The sequence below is a fragment of the Tindallia texcoconensis genome (assembly GCF_055383815.1).
In genome coordinates this window covers 1,368,861-1,386,249 of the sequence record NZ_AP042431.1, presented here as the reverse complement: position 1 = coordinate 1,386,249, position 17,389 = coordinate 1,368,861, and the positions used below count along the sequence as shown (strand labels likewise).

Genomic DNA, 17,389 nt, shown 5'->3' with positions numbered 1-17,389 from the left:
TTATTCCGGAAAGATAGTGTGGGTAGGTTAAGATTCATCCTGTAAAAATAGCATGGGCAATTCGTCAATTCCCTTGTCGGAAGCATAGGATTTGAATACTTCATATATTTCATCAATCAGCTCCAGATCCTCATCCCAATCTTCTCTAAAACGAAGGTAGATATACCCGTCTGGATGAGTGCCGCTGCCGATAACCGGCCCTTCCGGTGGCTGAAGGGAATCAAATTCATCCCATAAAGAATCCCATACTTTTTTGCTTCCGAAAATGCTGCTCAATTCATCCTTCCAAAGCATTCGGTGATAGTGATGTCCTTCCTGGACAAAACTACCTCTGGCAGCGATGATGGGATGGCTTTCAGCATCTAGATCATCCAGGGGAGCTCTGACTAGTTCAGGTGGAAATTCCCTAAAATGATGAGCCACCTCCTCCGGAAGCCACTCAATATGATGGATCAGGATATCGTTGCTTCTGGAATCTCGGAAAAGGTTCAGTTTAAGCAGTGAACCGTCCCACATTTCGATAAAGGATGGGTTCTGAAAGCCCATTGCTGGAGCGTCTTGATAGGAAAGAAGCTTTTCAAAATCCTCTTCATCGAAGTTCGGATCCTTTTGGTGGTCCATCAGTTCCTTTAAAGCCTGATAGTCTTCTACCTGACTCAGTTCCTGATGATAGTATTCAAAAGTTGAAACAGGCTGTTCCTGCCAGGTTTCAAAAAAGAAAAGGCCATAGATCATCGCCACAGTCAGGATAAGGATAATCTTTTCATTTCTGACCAAAGGTAGTTTGCTCCACAGTTTGCTTAGACCAATAATGACAAATATCATGACAAAGGTAAAGGTTGGATGGCTATAGGTGGTGGTTGAACGAAGAAGCACATAATAGACGCTGGCCATCAAGAAGAATTTCAGTAGGGTGAAGATAGTATGTTTCACATAAACCGGATCGGATTCTTTCACCGCACTGTTTTTCTGAACAAAGTGAAAAATGGGAAAGGTAGCAAGTAGTAGTAATGATAAATGGGAATAGGAGGTCGTATACTGGCTTAAAAAAATAGCCATCAATAAGATAATGAGGCCATAGCATAAAAAGATTCTTTTGTTTTTCAAGATAACACTCCTTTTGGTTGAAGTGGTGTCAGTATAGTCCTGACAAGATATGCTTCAACATTCTTGATACATTCGAGAATAGGATGCACATAAATCCTGTTATCTTTCATAGTTCAATAACTTCACCAACGATATGATCTCGGATGAGAACATGTAAAGATTCTACCGTAACGACATCAACTTTCATACCTAATAGATCTTCTAAATCATACTTTAAGGATATTAAATCAAACAGAGAACGGTCTTCTTTAAAAGTAACAAGAAAATCCACATCACTATCAGAGGTGTCGTTCTCCTTTGCTACAGAACCAAATAACTGAATTTTTATAACACCATGCTTTCTTGCAAGATTCAATATTTCTTTTCGATTTTGGTAGATAAGAGTGTTTCGTTTCATTTTTATCACCCTCTCTTTCTATAGTAACATACTCTACTATTCTTGTTAATGTTTGTTGAATGAGCATGTTAGCAGGTGATCAAAAGAGCAGGAGTTATTGAGCCATTTCTAAGATTTCATCCCTTCGAAGATCGAGCTTTTTTTGGTTGGGAAGCATGCTTTCGTCTGAGGACATGAAAAGAAGCCAATGATCCAGCAAGCAGAGCCCTTCCACCCTTTTCGTATCCATCAAGAGGATCTTATCCGATCCATCCAGAGCCATTTTATAAAGTCCGTCACCCGGATAACCCACATCAGGGGAATGCAACGCATAATAGATGCCATTTTCCGTGAGGGCATACGTAGATACCTTTTCGTCTACCAAAAGCTGAGGGCTTTCGTCATCATAAATGTTCTTTCGATAGAGCCGATCATCTTCATAATCCATGAAATAATAATAACCTTCCCAGACAGTTAAATCCTTCACTTCACGATTCATTTCCACTCGCAGATCCTTTCCCTCCAGATCAACGCTTTTCAGCCATCCGGCTTCATCCTCCTGATAACTGTAATAGAGCCGATCATCATAAAGAGTCAGATCCGTAACGGACTGGTTGACCAACCTTTCCAGGTTTTGGCCATTCACATCCATTCGATAAATCATAGACCTGTCGGAAAAATTTCTGAAATAAATCCAGTTTCCCAGGAGATGAACGTCCAAAGGATAGCCCATCTGAAAAATAGTTTCCTGCTGGCTGCCATCTGTTTTGATTCGATTGTAGCTTTTGCCCTGGCTGAAAAAAATCCAGTCGTCCACCTTATTCAATCGGTTGATGCCAGTACCGCCGGATTGTTCAATCAGGTATTGCTTATTCTGGAAATCCTTGGTGGTCTGAACCAGGTTCAAATGGTTCTCCACAAAATAATAGTGGTCCTCCCCTTTTACTCCATGTCCGTAATTATTGGTGTTGATGACGGTGTTTCCCTGAGCGTGGTCATCAGAGATTTGAATTCGCTCAAGGTTTCTGGTCTGAAAAGAATGGTATTGAATTTTCAAACTGGTGGAGAGATCACTGTAAAGCAGAGCCGGGATCAGCTGACTCAAGATCAGTGCGACAGGGATGGCAATAAGAAGTGTCTTTATATATTTTTTCAGCATCATAGGTTCCTTTCCTTGGGTTATGAAGGTGTTATGGAAACAATCTAACTTTATGTTAACGGGTTCACATATATTCTAACAGAGGAACCGGTTTTTCGAAAGGAGCTAAAGTTCCATTTGTTTATACGATTACAGAGTTTATTCCAAAGATCCAATATGATATGCTGACTGGAAGGAGAGGTGAGGGATGATTCCAATATTGACGGCATGCTTTCCAGCAGGCATATCAATCGAAAACTGAGGAATAAAGGAATCTATGCATCCAAATCGAAGAAACGGGACAAAGATCAGGATAAAGACTTTGAAAGAGCGCTGCGACGCCTATTGAAGGAGGAATAAACCTTGAAGAAGCTGGTACACTTTTTACTGGTAGCGGTATTTTTTTACGTATACATAAGGATGTTTATTTTCATGAACATCAGTTTGAATTCTTCTGAGGCTATCTTAGTTGGCAGCCTGATCGTATTGCTTATTTCTTTTATCCTTGCGCTGATCACTGCCGACAGCATTGTTCGCATCCTTAAACAGTGAGGATGGCTATTGTGTTTTCACTTACGAAAGGGCTTGCGTTAAAGAACAAAGAGGATGAAGCAGCTGATAAAAGCATTATCATGGCAGGAATCGCACTAGCCATTATATTGGCTGGTGTAACCGGGCCATTGATGTATGCTTAGATGCTTCTAGTTACAGCAATGGTAGAGTTTAAATGCGCTTTGTTGCATTAAACATACCAATAATGCATAATACATGTGCAAAATACACACATAAGATTTTAATAAAGAGCACATTATTACTGAAAGGGGAATCCTTTTAGGAGCACCCATCCAAAGTGAAATCCGGCAAGACCATTCGATCGAAAAGCCTGCTCAGCTATATTGAAAAATACAAACCCGAAAAAGCTTATCGTTTCTCATCATCGCTTCGGGACGGTGGGGAAAGAATAACAGACATACCTCTTCCGTTAGTTTGGACAATTTTATCCGATGAATACCACCACTAAGAAGATCTCTTCTTCGAAAATTGTTGATGGTGCAAAAAATCGTTTCCCCTCCCTCCTTTGAAGCGACTGGAGAAAAATAGTAGAAAGCACACAGTGTATAGGCAATCATTGTGTGTTTTTTTGTGAAAAAAATATCTTCGAAGAAATATAAGTAGATAATAAATGGTGGATTTATCATGTCCTACAGATCAAAAAAGTTACAATAGACTAACTCTATGAAGCAAAGGCTGCTATGTTGGCGCTTCAACATTAAAACTTGGACCCTGCCACCCTCCTACCACATCCGCATCAGAAACGAGGCTGTGTTTACGGTTATCATTCGATGGGTAGCGTATTTATAGATGTTTTTAAGTCCAATTCATGCAAGTGAATGATGAGTTTAAACACAGGAGGGTTTATGGAGATGAGAATGGAAAAACTATATATTAACGGACAATGGAAAGATGCGGCTTCGGGAGAAAGCTTTGATGTACTCAATCCGGCCGATGGAAGCCTGGTCGGTAAAATGGCAGCTGCCGGAAAGGAAGAAGTACTTGAGGCCATTGATACTGCGAATCAGGCTTTTGAAGAATGGTCCAACCTGCCGGCCCATGTGCGGGCAGATTATATGAAAAAATGGCATAAACTGCTTCTGGAAAAGGAAGAAACCATCGCCAGCACTCTGACGGCGGAACAAGGAAAACCACTGGCCGAGGCACTGGGAGAAGTGAGGTCTGCTGCCAGCTTTGTGGAATGGTATGCGGAGGAAGCGAAACGTGTATATGGGGAAACCATCCCAGCCAGTTCAAGCCGAAAACGTATTATGGTTCTCAAACAGCCGGTAGGAGTTACAGCGGCCATTACACCTTGGAACTTTCCGGCTTCCATGGTAACGCGAAAAATTGCACCAGCTATTGCTGCCGGGTGCCCGGTGATCCTGAAACCAGCAAAACAGACTCCTTTTTCTGCCGTTGAAATCATCAAGCTGGCCCATGAAGCCGGCATACCAAAAGGAGTCATCTCCTTACTGGCAGGTCCGCCGGAAATCATTGGTGACACTTTGTTGGAAGATAACAGAGTTCGGAAAATAACCTTTACTGGATCAACTGATGTAGGAAAAATGCTGATAAAGAAATCAGCGGATACGGTTAAGCACCTATCCATGGAACTTGGAGGCCATGCACCGTACATTGTGTTTGATGATGGGGATTTAGACAAAGCGGTAAAAGAACTTATGGGAGCAAAAATCAGAAACTGCGGACAGGTTTGTATCGCTACCAACCGATTATATGTGCAGGAATCCGTCGAGAAAGAATTTGTCCAAAAAATCAGTGAGAAATTTTCTGCCATTAAGATGGGTGACGGGTTTGAAGAAGGCACTCAAATGGGACCGCTGATTGATGGAAATGCCTATCAAAAAGTACAGGAGCAGGTGGAAGATGCTCTCTCAAAAGGGGCAACACTTATAACCGGTGGAGAAGGGTTTCATAAAGGCAATCATGATCAGGCAGGCTACTATTATAAGCCCACCGTTCTCGTGGATATAACAGAGGACATGAGAATTATGAAGGAGGAAACCTTTGGTCCTGTGCTGCCAATTCAACGCTTTTCAACGGAAGAGGAGGCTCTGGAACTGGCAAATAAATCACGTTTTGGTCTTGCTTCCTACGTTTTCACCGAATCACTCAGCAGAGGTATTCGGGTTTCTGAAAAATTGGAGTATGGCATTGTGGGCCTTAATGATGGTGGTCCGGCAACGGTGCAGGCGCCTTTTGGAGGCTTTAAGGAAAGTGGCCTTGGAAGAGAAGGAGGACATTTCGGGATTGAAAGCTTTCTGGAGATTAAATATATCTCCATTGGCATAAAATAACCAAGGACAGAGGATCAGTGGGAGGGGCTGGGCTCAGTGAGAGTGGGCTCAGTGGGGTAGGCTCAGTGGGGCCGGGGGCAACTCGCCCTCTCAACACGTCCTCCTTAAGCTTTCAAAATAAAGAAGAATATTGGAGGAAACCTTTAAATGAAAAGAGTGATATGGTGCAGCTATATAATCTTATTAAGTCTCATCTTAATGTCTTGTAGCCAAGCGGATAAAGATGTTGTTTTGGTTGGAGAGTCAGAACAATTCAGTGACAAAGAAATTAATCAGGCAATTGAATGTGTGAAGGAAAAATTTAAAGATTTCAATGGATGCGAACTTACGGATATTTGGTACGATGAAGAAAGATCTAATTCATTTATCGAGACTTATATGAACTATGGGCGTGGATCAATTAATGGTGTAAGTCCTGACAATGTAATGGTATTACTATCAAACTTTACGGTGGATGAGTCCAGTAGTGATGGAAGTCTTGAACCAAATTCAACCTATACAGACTGGATGTGGATATTAAATAGAGAGAGTAACACGAGTGATTGGACAGTAGATGATTGGGGATACTAGTTTATGCAAGGTATAAGGATCTACCGCGTATTCAGTGAGAGCATATTTTCATGAAGGTAAGAAGCGGATGAAAGGATGAAAAAAGGGTTGTTGAAACGGATGGTTAGGGGGAGCTGTGTTGAATAATTCATATAACATTTACCAGGAACTGGCCAAACCACCTTTATCTCCACCGGGTTGGATCTTTGGACCCGTTTGGACCGTATTATATGCGATGATGGGAATTGCCTGTTTTAGGGTGCTGTCCAAGGGTTTGGGTAGGCCTGAAGTCCAGAGAGCAGCCTTGGCATTTGTTCTTCAGCTTGCATTGAATTTCCTGTGGCCCTACCTGTATTTTACCTTAGGGCTTCGAGGCGTGGCAGCAATAGAAATTCTGGTATTGTGGCTGGCCATCGGTTTGTGTACCTGGCTTTTTTTCCGAATAGACGCTTTGGCTGGATGGCTAATGGTGCCCTACCTGTTATGGGTCACATTTGCCACTTATTTGAATATAGCAACCTGGTATCTGAATGCATAAGCAGGACGGATTCCTAGGTACAAAAAATGCTAAAACAGGCGCTAGGATGATGATAGGATCAATTCCAGTAGTGCTGGTCGATAGGGATTCTACAAGAGGGAGATAAGCGGTGCTACGTCTCTGGATAAGAATCCTGTTTATAAGAATCTTATTGATGTGAGGCTTGGACGATTCGAATATGTCGGACCCTTGGGTCTTCCGTTCCCTGAATCCATAGACCAGCTTCTCGCTGGGTTTCAATGTAGCGTACCAGCTCTTCAGAAATAAGCTCTCCTGGGCAGAGGAGAGGAATACCAGGAGGGTATACCATTAAGAACTCTGCGCTGATGTGATGGATACTTTCCCATAAGGGAAGCAAATGCGTATCGCAGTGCATGGCTTCTCTTGGTGAGAGCTTTTGCAAAGGGAGCGGTGGCAGGATGACATTATCTGTTTCAGAATAGGAGAGAATCGGGCTTTGACCATAGCCTTTACGGATAGATTGAAGGGCGCTAATCAGTGAATCCACCTGCTCCTGCGTATTACCAATGGAAAGCGTACATAAAACATTGTAAAGATCCGATAATTCTGGCTGAATATGGTATTCTTTGGAAAGAATTTCCTCTAACTGATGACCAGAGATTCCAAGATTGCGGCAGGTAATGGTTAACTTGGCTGGATCCAAACCATAGAACCCTGGACTTCCAAGGTTTTCGGCACCAAAACAGTGAAAGCCGTCGATGGCATTAATACGTTCTCGGGCTTGGTGGGATAGGAACTGTATCCTTTCCAGCAATTGAAATCCTTCTGTCATCATTTGGCGGCGGGCTACGTCTAAAGAAGCCAGTAAAATATAAGAAGGACTGGTGGTGTGCAGTAGGTTTAAGGCTGCTTGAACCTTTCGATGATCCACCCTCTCTCCCTGTACATGAAGCATGGAGCTTTGGGTCAGGGAACCAATGATTTTATGGGTACTCTGGGCACAGATATCCGCCCCTGCCTCCATGGCTGACATGGGAAGATCCTTGTGAAAGGATAGGTGAGGGCCGTGGGCTTCGTCCACCATAAGGGGGATGTTATGTTGGTGAACCAGTTTTGCAATGGCTTTTAGATCTGCTGCAACACCGAAGTAGGTGGGATTAATGACGAGCACTCCCCGGGCATCTGGATGGTCTTGTAGTGCTTTTTCAACGGTTGCTGGGATTACATTCAGTGCTGTACCAGTCAAAGAGTCGATCTCAGGATGGATATAAATCGGTAGAGCGCCCACAAGAGCAAGGCCTGTGGTGACAGACTTATGAACGTTTCTTGGAAGGATGATCTTATCGCCTTCCCTGAGCACGCTGAGCACCATGGCATGAAGGGCTCCAGAAGTTCCATGGACGCAAAAGAAAGTATGCGTTGCCTGAAATGCATCTGCCGCTAATTTCTGAGCTTCGGCGATGCAACCGGAAGGATGATGGAGGCTGTCTACCTGCTCAAAAACCGTGACATCAATGGCCATGGCGTTGGTACCGATAAATTCTCGAAAGGCTTGGTCCATGCCGACTCCTTTTTTATGGCCAGGTACGTGAAAAGGAATGGTTTCGTTGTTAACATAGGTTAACAGTGCCTCAAAAAGAGGTGCTCTTTGATGATTTAGAGGGATCATTTTATTCACTCCTGCCCTTTAAGGTTAAAGTAAGACCTGTATAGAACCACTATAAACTTTTTTAGAGGTGGGTGCAAACTTCTTGTGTTAATTGAGTGTAAACTTCTTGCATCAACCCCTTGTGCACGTTTTTAGGATCAAAGGCATGGATAGGCTTAGGAATCATGGATAGGCTTAGGAATAGGGATTAAGATTTTTTACTGAAGTTTTAAAGAATGAACCTTAGAAAATATCGTTGTCAAAGGCTAAAAGGTGTGCTATGATGACTTTGAAAACTAAATGGAAAGTAAACACTGGGAGTGTCGGTTAGGCCGACTGAGAGGAAGACCCGTTTCAAGTCTTCGATCCCTGCACCTGATCTGGGTAATGCCAGCGTAGGAAAGTGCTTTGCAGAGAGACTAGACTCTTTTTGTATCTTGAGAGCATTGCCTACGGGTGATGCTCTTTTTATGTTGATATAGGAAAGTATATATTCAACGGACCTGCTGGATCACTGGGGTGTGAGCCTGCTATTTAGAACGTAGGATAAATGAAAAAAATTTAGGATGGATGAAAGGAGGAAAAGAAATGAATGTTCGAAAACTAACCATGGCCTCACTTTTAATGGCCCTGGGAGTGGTGACGGCCCATATGGTTTCTATCCCGGTGGGCGTTGCAAAAGCATTTCCCATGCAACACGCTATTAATGTAGTGGCGGCGGTGACCCTTGGAACACCCATGGCTGTTCTGGTTGCTTTTATGATTTCTCTTATTCGAAATATCCTGGGAACCGGATCTTTGCTGGCTTTTCCAGGAAGCATTTTTGGAGCATGGATGGCAGGTTTTTTCTTCAGCAAAACAGGTAAGATGCATTTTTCCATGGCAGGAGAAGTTTTGGGCACTTCCTTCCTGGGGGCACTGGGAGCCTTTCCCTTGGCCAAATATTTAATGGGTTTTGAAGGTGCAGTACTTTTCTTTGTGGTGCCCTTTGGCATCAGTTCCTTTAGTGGTGCCATTATTGGATTAATGGTGCTCAGCGTACTTTATAAAAGCAAAGCAACGAGGCAATTACTAGAAGGAGGTTCCTTGTCATGAAAAATCTACTAACCATAGCAGGGTCTGATAGTTCCGGGGGAGCGGGTATACAGGCAGATCTAAAAACCTTTAGTGCCCATGGAACCTTTGGGATGAGCGTTATTACAGCGGTGACAGCTCAAAGCACCCGCGGCGTTTTTGGTGTCCAAGATATACAGCCGGAAATAATTGAAAAACAGTTGGAGGTTCTTTTCGACGATATTCAAGTGCATGGGATCAAAATAGGCATGGTCTCCAATACAGAAACCATTGGAAGCATCCATCGTTTTTTAAGAAAGCATCCTGAGATACCCCTGGTGTTGGATCCGGTGATGGTTTCAAAAAGTGGCTACCATCTCTTGGAAAAGGATGCTCAACAAGCATTGATCAAACAGCTAATTCCGTTGGCAACTGTTGTAACGCCTAATATACCAGAAGCAGAAGTCATCCTTGGAAAAACCATCACAACTCCTGAAGAGATGAAAATTGCAGGGAAAGCCATTCATCAGATGGGAGCACAATATGTGCTGATGAAAGGTGGTCATCTAATGGGAGGCGATTCAACGGATCTCCTTTATGACGGGGAACACTGGCATGAACATCCACATCATCGCATCACAACAAAAAACACCCACGGAACCGGTTGCACCTTGTCTGCTTCCCTTGCAGCCAATTTGGGAAAAGGAATTTCAATGCTGGAAGCCGTAAGGATGTCCAAGGCATACATCAGTAAAGCCATCGAAGAATCATTTTCCATTGGCCATGGACCGGGACCAGTGCATCACTTTCACGAATACTATGACCAAGAGGGGAGGAGACGGATTGATGAAAAAAATTGATTTTCAAAAGACATTTCAACAACTGGAAGAAACCACTCCCCTAGTTCATCATATCACCAACTATGTGACGGCAAATGATTGTGCAAACTGTACGCTGGCTCTTGGTGGAAGCCCTGTTATGGCGGATGATCCAGAAGAAGTGGAAGAAATGGTGTCTATGGCCTCGGCCTTGGTGATTAATCTGGGCACCTTAAATCAAAGAAGCCTTGACTCTATGAGGTTGGCAGGAAGCAAAGCCAATGAAAAAGGGATCCCGGTGATCTTGGATCCGGTGGGAGCCGGCGCCACTTCATTGCGTACCAAAACCGCAAAAGAGCTCTTGGAGACGATTTCTTTTGGCTTTGTTCGGGGCAATGCTTCAGAGATAAAGTGCCTGGTGGAAGGGAATGGAAAAACCAGAGGGGTGGATGCTGCTGACAATGAGAATCTGGATCTCAGTAAACTGGCCATGGCCATGGCCAAGGAATACAAGGTTTCCGTAGGAATCACCGGCGTCATGGATGTGGTGTCCGATGGAAAATCAGTTTACCAACTCTCCAACGGTCACCCCCTTCTTACAAAAATCACCGGAAGCGGATGCATGACCACGGCCATCATTGGGCTGTATTTGGGAGCCCAAAGGTCTCCAGTGGAAGCAGGAATTATGGGGATTTCCACCATGGCGGTTGCTGGCCAACTGGCCTTTGAAGATCTGGCTGCAGGAGAAGGGATGGGAAGCTATCGGGTGAAGCTGATGGATCATCTGGGCAGGATCTCCGCCGATATTTTGGAGAAACGAATCCGCATCAAAGAGGAGGTTCACTATGGATAAGCAGGGGTTTAACTACCAGCTTTATTTAGTGACAGATGAAGGCATCTTAGAAAGGCGTGACTTTTTAAAAACGCTGGAAGAAACCTTGAAGGGCGGAGTGAGCCTGGTTCAGCTTCGGGAAAAAAATCTTTCTGCCAAGGACTTTTATCAGCGTGGGGTTGAGGTGCATCGGTTGACCCAAGAGTATGAGGTACCACTTATCATTAACGATCGGCTTGATATTGCCCTCGCTATTGGTGCCGAGGGGGTGCATTTAGGGCAACAGGATTTGCCGGTTTCAGCAGCTAGAAAGATAACTGGCCCTAAGATGCTCATTGGTGTTTCGGCTGCAACGCTGGAAGAGGCTGTTGGTGCAGAAAGAGAAGGAGCAGATTATGTCGGGGTTGGAGCCTTGTACCCAACCGGCACCAAAACCAATACTCGTCCGGTAACCCTTGAAAAACTCAAAATCATTAAAAAAACTGTGGGACTTCCAGTGGTTGCCATTGGAGGGATCAACAAAGAGAACCTCCCCTCTGTCATGGAGCAAGGCGTGGATGGTGTGGCAGTGGTATCAGCGGTTTTAAAAACAGCATCTCCCCAAAAAGCAGCGGAAACGCTCAACCAAATCATAGGGGAAACAAGGAGGAAACAAAGATGATCTCATCAGGACTTGTGAGTATTTTATTGGTTTTAACGGTTGTTTTGTTCACCAGCCTTGGCATAGCCTATAGCAAGGGGCTAATCAGAAGCAATGATGATTTTTTCACGGCTCGAAATTCTGCGGGAGTCGGGTTTTTATCTACTACTTTTATGGCATCTTTTTTAGGGGTATTCATCCTCTTTACACCACCGGAAGCTGGATCCATTGGAGGCATCAGTGCCGTGGTGTTTTATGCCCTGGGTTTGGGAAGTTTATACCTTGCCTTTATCCTGCTGGGTCCCAGGGTCAGAACCTTTCTCCCTGAAGGGAGCACCCTGAACGATTATGTAAAAAAGAGATATGGGAAAAAAATGTTTTTTTTGACGGTAAGCATATCGCTTTTTTATATGTTTGTGCACTTAATTGCAGAATTGACGGCCATCGCCTTGGTAGCCCGTGAAATTGCTGGAATCCCAATGCTTTTTACAGCCCTGATGGTGGGCATCAGTGCCCTGATCTATACATCCTATGGTGGCTTAAGAGCATCTATGTTTACGGATACCATTCAGATGGGTTTAGTGATTCTGCTTTTGGGAGTAACGGGTTTCGGCATTGTTCAGTATGTGGGATCGCCGGTAGAAATCATGAAACGCACACAGGAAATGACCCCTCATCTGATGGATTTTGGAAATCCGGGAGGCATCGAATTTGGTCTGACCCTCATGATTGCAGTTTTGGTGGCGAATTTATTTCATCAAGGTTATTGGCAACGGGTGTATGCAGGGAAAGATGATAGCAGTCTGCGAAAAGCCCTGATTATTTCCTCGGTGTTAGCCGTTCCCATTATGCTTTTTACCGGATTTCTTGGCATTGCATCCAGCGGCCTTGGATACTCGGAGCATCCTTCTGTGGCCATGTTTTCAATGATATACACTACTTTTCCAACCGCATTAATCGTATTTGTCTTTATTCTGGCGCTGGTGCTGGTTATGAGTACGGTAGATACGCTTTTGAATGCTTTGGTGACCAGTTTTTCCATCGACCTTTACAGTTCCAATGGAGTAGGAGCAAAACAAGGAAACCTGCGCTGGGTCAAATGGATTGGTCTGATCATTATCCTTCCAGGTGCCTGGATTGCTTCCAAAGGTTTCAGTGTGTTGTATCTATTTCTGTTAGCCGATCTACTCTGTGCCGGATTGGTTTTCCCGCTGTTTTATGGTCTGTTTCAGCCAAAATTGACGGAAAAAACAGCCTTAATTGCTTCGATTCTGGGAATGGCATCTGGCGTGCCTTTCTTTCTTAAAGGACAGTTGCTGATTAGTTTTGTAACACCAATTGTTGTTTCGGTTTTGTTGGTTTGCGTAGGCTTGTACAGTCCAGTGATGAAGCAGCGTTTCTTCCCTAGCCTTTTTGATAATAGATGAATAAGGTGAACTTGTCTGATTAAAACGGGACGCGAGAAACGTCCCCTTGTCCTACCCTTGTCCTGAAACGGAGTTTAAGTGGTTAAATTGCAACCACTGTAGTAAAATTAAAAGCATAAATGTTTTATCATTTTAGAAGAATATTTTATTGATCCTATTAGATAACAAGGGGTTAGATTTGATTTGGATAATCAATTGTGTGGGAAAAAACAAAATGAGTATTTAAATAATAGGCACATAGAGGTAAAAGATTATGTTAAAAAGAAGTTTGAATCCATTGATAAAATGGATGAGTATGAGTTTAAATTTTTGGTTTTATTTTAATTGATTGAACGTTTCGCGCAGGAGTGGGCACATTATCCTACAGATAAATCTGAAGATGTATTTTGTGATTTTATTTTGGAACATAATAGTAGTTACAATTGGTTAGAAGAAATTAACCCAGTGACATTATGTTATGATTTTAAATGGGATGGATGCGAAGAAATTGATTTATCGGTGCTAGAAGATGGCTATATTTATACATCCGTTAGCATTAAAAAGATTTTAGATATTGATGGTACTAATTTTGATAAAATAAAGACAAAAAAACATCGTTATGTGAATCAAATATATAAAATGAGAAATAAGTTATCACATGAGGGGCATTTTTCTAGTTGGACTAAGATTTCATCTAGGCAAAATGAAAATCTGCCATGTTTTATTTCTATTGGTTGTGAAGGAAATATACATTGGCATTTTGCGATACCATATACTTTTTTAGAGAAATTAGCAATGGAGTGCATTATTAGGTTTTTAGACGAACGAAAAAGACATAACAAAGATCCATTTGATCATAATTCAATTGAAGGAAAACATAATTTAGCATGGGTTTCTGAACAAAGGAAATATACAAAGCAAAAGTGAGGGATAATGTGGAGAATAAAACAGATATTCTTATTTACCAATTGGAAGACGGAAAAACCAAAATTGATGTAAGACTTGAAAATGAAACAGTATGGATGACACAAAAAGCGATTGCAGAACTTTATCAAACAACGCCTCAAAATATAACACTTCATATAAAAAACATTTATGAAGAAGGCGAATTAGAGGAAAATTCAACTTGTAAGAATTACTTACAAGTTCAAAACGAAGGAAATAGAAAGGTTCAGAGAAATTCACGCCATTATAATCTTGAAATGATTATTGCCGTTGGCTACCGCGTACGATCTAGTCGAGGCACCCAATTCAGACGATGGGCAACGGAAAGACTAAATGAGTATTTAGTCAAAGGTTTTACCATGGATGATGAACGTCTTAAAGATATGCGTAACATCGGTGATGATTACTTTGATGAGCTTTTAGAACGTATTCGTGATATTAGAGCGTCAGAAAAAAGATTTTATAAGAAAATCACGGATATCTATGCCTTATCTATAGATTATGATGGAAAATCAGAAGAAGCTAAAAAGTTCTTTGCAACGGTACAAAACAAGCTTCATTTTGCTATTCATGGTAATACAGCAGCAGAACTCATCGAACAAAGAGCAGATGCCTCAAAAGACAATATGGGTCTTACCACTTGGAAGGGTGAGAAGGTACGTAAAGTGGATATAACTGTTGCCAAGAATTATTTGACGGAAAAAGAAATAAAGTCCCTCAATCGTATTGTAACAATGTATCTTGATTATGCTGAAGATCAGGCAGAAAGGCGTAATCCAATGCATATGAAAGATTGGGAAGAAAAGCTTAATGCCTTCCTAAAATTTAATGAGCGAGACATTCTTAATGGTGCAGGTTCTATTTCACATGAAGTGGCTAAGGAACTTGCTGAAAATGAATATGAGAAGTTTAATAAAAAGCGATTAAGTGCACCTGAAAAAGATGATTTTGATGTGTATTTGAAAGAGCATGAATGGACACAAAAGAAGTAAGGGATTAAAGGTGATGTGAAGATGGGCATTCATACAATTGGCGTACCTTTCTTAAAGGACAGTTGCTGATTAGTTTTGTAACACCAATTGTTGTTTCGGTCATATGGGTTTGCGTAGGCTTGTATAGTCCAGTGATGAAGCATCGTTTCTTCCCTAGCCTTTTTGATAATAGATGAATACGGTGAACTTGTCTGATTAAAACGGGACGCGAGAAACGTCCCCTTGTCCTACCCTTGTCCTACCCTTGTCCTACCCTTGTCCTACCCTTGTCCTACCCTTGTCCTAGGCTGCGTCCGAATAGCTATTTTTTAAATTTGTGACGTTGATGATGAAACGCAACTGATTTTTTTTCCGTGGTTCCCTTTTCCTTTTTATCTTCTGGTGCTGATTTGGTTTGCATTTCTTGAATTTCCTGTTGAAAAGTCAGTGTCTTTTCCTTTTTCTTTTCTAAGGCCGGTGAAACCAAATCAAGTCTTCCTTTTTGGATCCATTTATCTAGCTCCTGTTTGGTGGCATCCATTTCTTCTAGGACTTCTTCATACTCTGCCTCTGGGTGCTTTTCTAAGAATCCTAGGATATCCTCTAACAGCTTTTCTTCGCATTGGTTGCATAGTGAATCTTTTTCATTTCCTAAAAAAGGTCTTCGGCATATTTCGCAAAAATATTTCTGATTCATATCATCCCTCCTTAGAAATAAGTATATACTGAAACGAAGAATAAATAAACATAAAGACCTATTGATAATGAAATATTTTTCGAATTGCGCCCAACATCCAAGGGAAGCAATATCTAAGGGAAGCAATACCCAAGGGAGGATTCTTTTGTGTTTATGTACCCATTGATTCATGCCGAGAGGAACAAGAAGTGATCATTTTGCCAAAAAGAGAAGGAAAGCAAAGCCGTCCAGGAGTATACCTGTCTGGGTAAAAGAAATCAAGGGATAAAGCATAGTTGAAGACCGTAGGACGAGTTGCCTCTCGTTCTACTGAGCTTTGAAAAAAATTTGAAAAACAGAAAATAGTAGGTTTGGACGAAATAAAAAGGGGGTACTATTATTACGGAATTTAAAATAGGTCGAAATAACCATTGATTTCAAAACGGAATAGCTGGCTATACCTATTATTTTGAAAAGAAAAGAGGAGTTTTTGTGCAAAATCAGTCTAGTATGAGTCAAAGTATGTCGGGTAGGGTTAGTGAAGGCGTCCGAAATGTCACTAGTATTAAAGTGAAAATGATCTTAAGTGTGGTATTGGCATTGTTGATTTCACCAGCGATAGCAATTCCCATCGACCAGATTGTTCAAAGGTTTGGTTTGGTTACGGGTAATTTTTCTGCCTATCTCACAACTGTTATTAACCTTTTGCTTGTCACAACGATCATCATGATTCAGCTCAATCGAGTGATCCTAAAACCGATAAAAGATGTTTCTGCTAATTTATCCATCTTGGATCTTAAAACTGCTGTCCCTATTAAAGCACAGGATGAAATTGGGGTCATGACAGGCTATGTTAATGCCTTTCAGAAAAAAATGCATGGAACTGTTGTTAGCATCCAGGTAGCTTCTGATCAAACCTATGAAACGGCAGGAAATCTAAAAGAAATGAGTAAGTCCTCTGCAAAAGCAACGGAAGACATTGCTAAAACAATTGAAGAGATTGCCAGAGGTGCGAATGATCAGGCTAAGAACACTGAAGAAGGCGTACGGCATATGATGCAGCTGGCAGAAATGATCAGTCAAAATCAGCAGGCAATGAAAAGTCTTAATCAAGCGGCCACCGATGTAGAATCCCTTAAGGAGGAAGGCCTGAAAATATTAGCACAGGTGGTGGAGAAAACTGAAGCTAATCGTACTGCCTCTCATGAAGTGGCACAAGTAATTAACGAAACCAATGAAAGTGCCCGTCAGATTCAGTCAGCGAGTACCATGATTAAAAGTATCGCAGAACAAACCAATTTACTGGCATTAAATGCAGCCATTGAATCGGCTCGGGCTGGTGAAGCCGGGCGGGGGTTTGCCGTGGTTGCAGAAGAAATCCGAAAGTTGGCAGAGCAGTCAAATCGTTTTACGGAAGAGATAGGTACGATCATCTGTCAGTTAACTCAAAGAACTGGTGGAGCTGTGGAAGTGACACAAAATGTTGATAAAATGATGGAAGCGCAAGCAAAAGGGATTCATCAAACGAATGAAAAATTCACTGGTATTAATCACTCCATTCAAAGAATGAGAAAGGTGATCACAGACTTAAATTTTTCTGGGAATCAGATGGAAACCCAAAAAGATGAAATCCTTGGTGTGATGGAAAACCTTTCGGCCATTGCAGAAGAGAATGCAGCAGGAACACAAGAGGCTTCCGCCTCTACAGAAGAGCAATCGGCTACTATGCAACAAGTTGCTGGATCACTAGACGAGCTGATGGAAGTAGCCTCTTTATTGCAAAACAGTATTAAAGAGTTTGATATCTAGGGTATTAAGTAGGATTATTCCAGTATGGTTTATGCTTGCTTCTTTTCTTAGC

The 17,389-nt window shown here is 42.1% G+C and carries 19 protein-coding genes and 1 riboswitch; of the genes, 14 read left to right on the top strand and 5 right to left on the bottom strand.

What is annotated here, in order from left to right; genetic code table 11:
• Positions 1-27 precede the first annotated feature (27 nt).
• From ACZ47N_RS06400 to ACZ47N_RS06390, 3 genes are all read right to left on the bottom strand, one after another.
• Positions 28-1,107, bottom strand: coding sequence for a hypothetical protein (locus ACZ47N_RS06400; protein ID WP_464888299.1), 1,080 nt, complete (start codon positions 1,105-1,107; stop codon positions 28-30).
• A gap of 106 nt (positions 1,108-1,213) precedes the next feature.
• Positions 1,214-1,504 (bottom strand): nucleotidyltransferase family protein, encoded by a 291-nt coding sequence (locus ACZ47N_RS06395; protein WP_464888298.1) that lies wholly within the window; start codon positions 1,502-1,504, stop codon positions 1,214-1,216.
• A 94-nt stretch (positions 1,505-1,598) separates the two neighbouring features.
• Positions 1,599-2,645, bottom strand: coding sequence for a DUF5050 domain-containing protein (locus tag ACZ47N_RS06390; RefSeq protein ID WP_464888297.1), 1,047 nt, complete (start codon positions 2,643-2,645; stop codon positions 1,599-1,601).
• A gap of 204 nt (positions 2,646-2,849) precedes the next feature.
• Between ACZ47N_RS06390 and ACZ47N_RS06385 the strand changes: the two genes are divergently transcribed.
• The 6 genes from ACZ47N_RS06385 to ACZ47N_RS06360 all read left to right on the top strand — a co-directional run bounded on the left by ACZ47N_RS06385 (position 2,850) and on the right by ACZ47N_RS06360 (position 6,578).
• Positions 2,850-2,981: a DUF188 domain-containing protein gene (locus tag ACZ47N_RS06385; RefSeq protein WP_093314130.1), complete on the top strand. Its 132-nt coding sequence runs from the start codon at positions 2,850-2,852 to the stop codon at positions 2,979-2,981.
• Positions 2,982-2,984: 3 nt separating this feature from the next.
• Entirely contained in the window at positions 2,985-3,173 is a 189-nt protein-coding gene (locus tag ACZ47N_RS06380; protein WP_093314128.1) for a hypothetical protein, read from the top strand.
• An 11-nt stretch (positions 3,174-3,184) separates the two neighbouring features.
• The gene (locus ACZ47N_RS06375; protein ID WP_464888296.1) at positions 3,185-3,316 is read left to right on the top strand and encodes a hypothetical protein; all 132 of its coding nucleotides are present in this window, start codon (positions 3,185-3,187) and stop codon (positions 3,314-3,316) included.
• A 729-nt stretch (positions 3,317-4,045) separates the two neighbouring features.
• On the top strand, positions 4,046-5,491 hold the full coding sequence (locus tag ACZ47N_RS06370) for an NAD-dependent succinate-semialdehyde dehydrogenase (protein WP_464888295.1): 1,446 nt from the start codon (positions 4,046-4,048) through the stop codon (positions 5,489-5,491).
• Positions 5,492-5,638: 147 nt separating this feature from the next.
• Positions 5,639-6,061: a DUF4829 domain-containing protein gene (locus tag ACZ47N_RS06365; protein ID WP_093315010.1), complete on the top strand. Its 423-nt coding sequence runs from the start codon at positions 5,639-5,641 to the stop codon at positions 6,059-6,061.
• 118 nt (positions 6,062-6,179) lie between these two features.
• Positions 6,180-6,578 (top strand): TspO/MBR family protein, encoded by a 399-nt coding sequence (locus ACZ47N_RS06360; RefSeq protein WP_176968409.1) that lies wholly within the window; start codon positions 6,180-6,182, stop codon positions 6,576-6,578.
• Between the two features lie 148 nt (positions 6,579-6,726).
• Here the strand turns inward: ACZ47N_RS06360 and ACZ47N_RS06355 are convergent, their stop codons facing one another.
• Positions 6,727-8,208: an aminotransferase class I/II-fold pyridoxal phosphate-dependent enzyme gene (locus tag ACZ47N_RS06355; RefSeq protein ID WP_464888294.1), complete on the bottom strand. Its 1,482-nt coding sequence runs from the start codon at positions 8,206-8,208 to the stop codon at positions 6,727-6,729.
• A gap of 285 nt (positions 8,209-8,493) precedes the next feature.
• Positions 8,494-8,606, top strand: a riboswitch (TPP riboswitch).
• Between the two features lie 169 nt (positions 8,607-8,775).
• Between ACZ47N_RS06355 and thiW the strand changes: the two genes are divergently transcribed.
• The 7 genes from thiW to ACZ47N_RS06320 all read left to right on the top strand — a co-directional run bounded on the left by thiW (position 8,776) and on the right by ACZ47N_RS06320 (position 14,873).
• A complete protein-coding gene (thiW, locus tag ACZ47N_RS06350) occupies positions 8,776-9,282 on the top strand; it encodes an energy coupling factor transporter S component ThiW (protein ID WP_464888293.1) in 507 nt (168 codons plus the stop codon).
• Positions 9,279-10,100, top strand: coding sequence for a bifunctional hydroxymethylpyrimidine kinase/phosphomethylpyrimidine kinase (gene thiD, locus ACZ47N_RS06345; protein ID WP_464888292.1), 822 nt, complete (start codon positions 9,279-9,281; stop codon positions 10,098-10,100). Before thiW ends, thiD begins: the two co-directional genes overlap by 4 nt.
• Positions 10,087-10,911, top strand: coding sequence for a hydroxyethylthiazole kinase (gene thiM / locus ACZ47N_RS06340; protein WP_464888291.1), 825 nt, complete (start codon positions 10,087-10,089; stop codon positions 10,909-10,911). The genes thiD and thiM overlap by 14 nt, the downstream gene beginning before the upstream one ends.
• Positions 10,904-11,551 (top strand): thiamine phosphate synthase, encoded by a 648-nt coding sequence (thiE, locus tag ACZ47N_RS06335; RefSeq protein ID WP_464888290.1) that lies wholly within the window; start codon positions 10,904-10,906, stop codon positions 11,549-11,551. Before thiM ends, thiE begins: the two co-directional genes overlap by 8 nt.
• Positions 11,548-12,957, top strand: coding sequence for a sodium:solute symporter family transporter (locus tag ACZ47N_RS06330; protein ID WP_464888289.1), 1,410 nt, complete (start codon positions 11,548-11,550; stop codon positions 12,955-12,957). The genes thiE and ACZ47N_RS06330 overlap by 4 nt, the downstream gene beginning before the upstream one ends.
• Before the next feature lie 324 nt (positions 12,958-13,281).
• Complete coding sequence (locus ACZ47N_RS06325; RefSeq protein WP_464888288.1) at positions 13,282-13,863, top strand: hypothetical protein; 582 nt, start codon at positions 13,282-13,284, stop codon at positions 13,861-13,863.
• Between the two features lie 8 nt (positions 13,864-13,871).
• A complete protein-coding gene (locus ACZ47N_RS06320; protein WP_464888287.1) occupies positions 13,872-14,873 on the top strand; it encodes a virulence RhuM family protein in 1,002 nt (333 codons plus the stop codon).
• A 301-nt stretch (positions 14,874-15,174) separates the two neighbouring features.
• Here ACZ47N_RS06320 and ACZ47N_RS06315 read toward each other — a convergent pair whose 3' ends face one another.
• Entirely contained in the window at positions 15,175-15,549 is a 375-nt protein-coding gene (locus ACZ47N_RS06315) for a hypothetical protein (protein ID WP_464888286.1), read from the bottom strand.
• A 471-nt stretch (positions 15,550-16,020) separates the two neighbouring features.
• Here ACZ47N_RS06315 and ACZ47N_RS06310 point away from each other — a divergent pair, with 471 nt between their 5' ends.
• Positions 16,021-17,337 carry a methyl-accepting chemotaxis protein gene (locus ACZ47N_RS06310; protein WP_464888285.1) on the top strand — a complete coding sequence of 439 codons (1,317 nt, stop codon included), beginning with the start codon at positions 16,021-16,023 and terminating at the stop codon, positions 17,335-17,337.
• The last annotated feature ends 52 nt before the right edge of the window (positions 17,338-17,389 follow it).

Excerpts from the sequence above, each read along its gene's own strand:
- ACZ47N_RS06395 (WP_464888298.1), bottom strand. The coding sequence starts at position 1,504 with ATGAAACGAAACACTCTTATCTACCAAAATCGAAAAGAAATATTGAAT.
- thiW (WP_464888293.1), top strand. The coding sequence starts at position 8,776 with ATGAATGTTCGAAAACTAACCATGGCCTCACTTTTAATGGCCCTGGGA.
- ACZ47N_RS06390 (WP_464888297.1), bottom strand. The coding sequence starts at position 2,645 with ATGATGCTGAAAAAATATATAAAGACACTTCTTATTGCCATCCCTGTC.
- ACZ47N_RS06365 (WP_093315010.1), top strand. The coding sequence starts at position 5,639 with ATGAAAAGAGTGATATGGTGCAGCTATATAATCTTATTAAGTCTCATC.
- ACZ47N_RS06385 (WP_093314130.1), top strand. The coding sequence starts at position 2,850 with ATGCTTTCCAGCAGGCATATCAATCGAAAACTGAGGAATAAAGGAATC.
- ACZ47N_RS06315 (WP_464888286.1), bottom strand. The coding sequence starts at position 15,549 with ATGAATCAGAAATATTTTTGCGAAATATGCCGAAGACCTTTTTTAGGA.
- thiD (WP_464888292.1), top strand. The coding sequence starts at position 9,279 with ATGAAAAATCTACTAACCATAGCAGGGTCTGATAGTTCCGGGGGAGCG.
- ACZ47N_RS06370 (WP_464888295.1), top strand. The coding sequence starts at position 4,046 with ATGAGAATGGAAAAACTATATATTAACGGACAATGGAAAGATGCGGCT.
- thiM (WP_464888291.1), top strand. The coding sequence starts at position 10,087 with ATGAAAAAAATTGATTTTCAAAAGACATTTCAACAACTGGAAGAAACC.
- thiE (WP_464888290.1), top strand. The coding sequence starts at position 10,904 with ATGGATAAGCAGGGGTTTAACTACCAGCTTTATTTAGTGACAGATGAA.
- ACZ47N_RS06330 (WP_464888289.1), top strand. The coding sequence starts at position 11,548 with ATGATCTCATCAGGACTTGTGAGTATTTTATTGGTTTTAACGGTTGTT.
- ACZ47N_RS06355 (WP_464888294.1), bottom strand. The coding sequence starts at position 8,208 with ATGATCCCTCTAAATCATCAAAGAGCACCTCTTTTTGAGGCACTGTTA.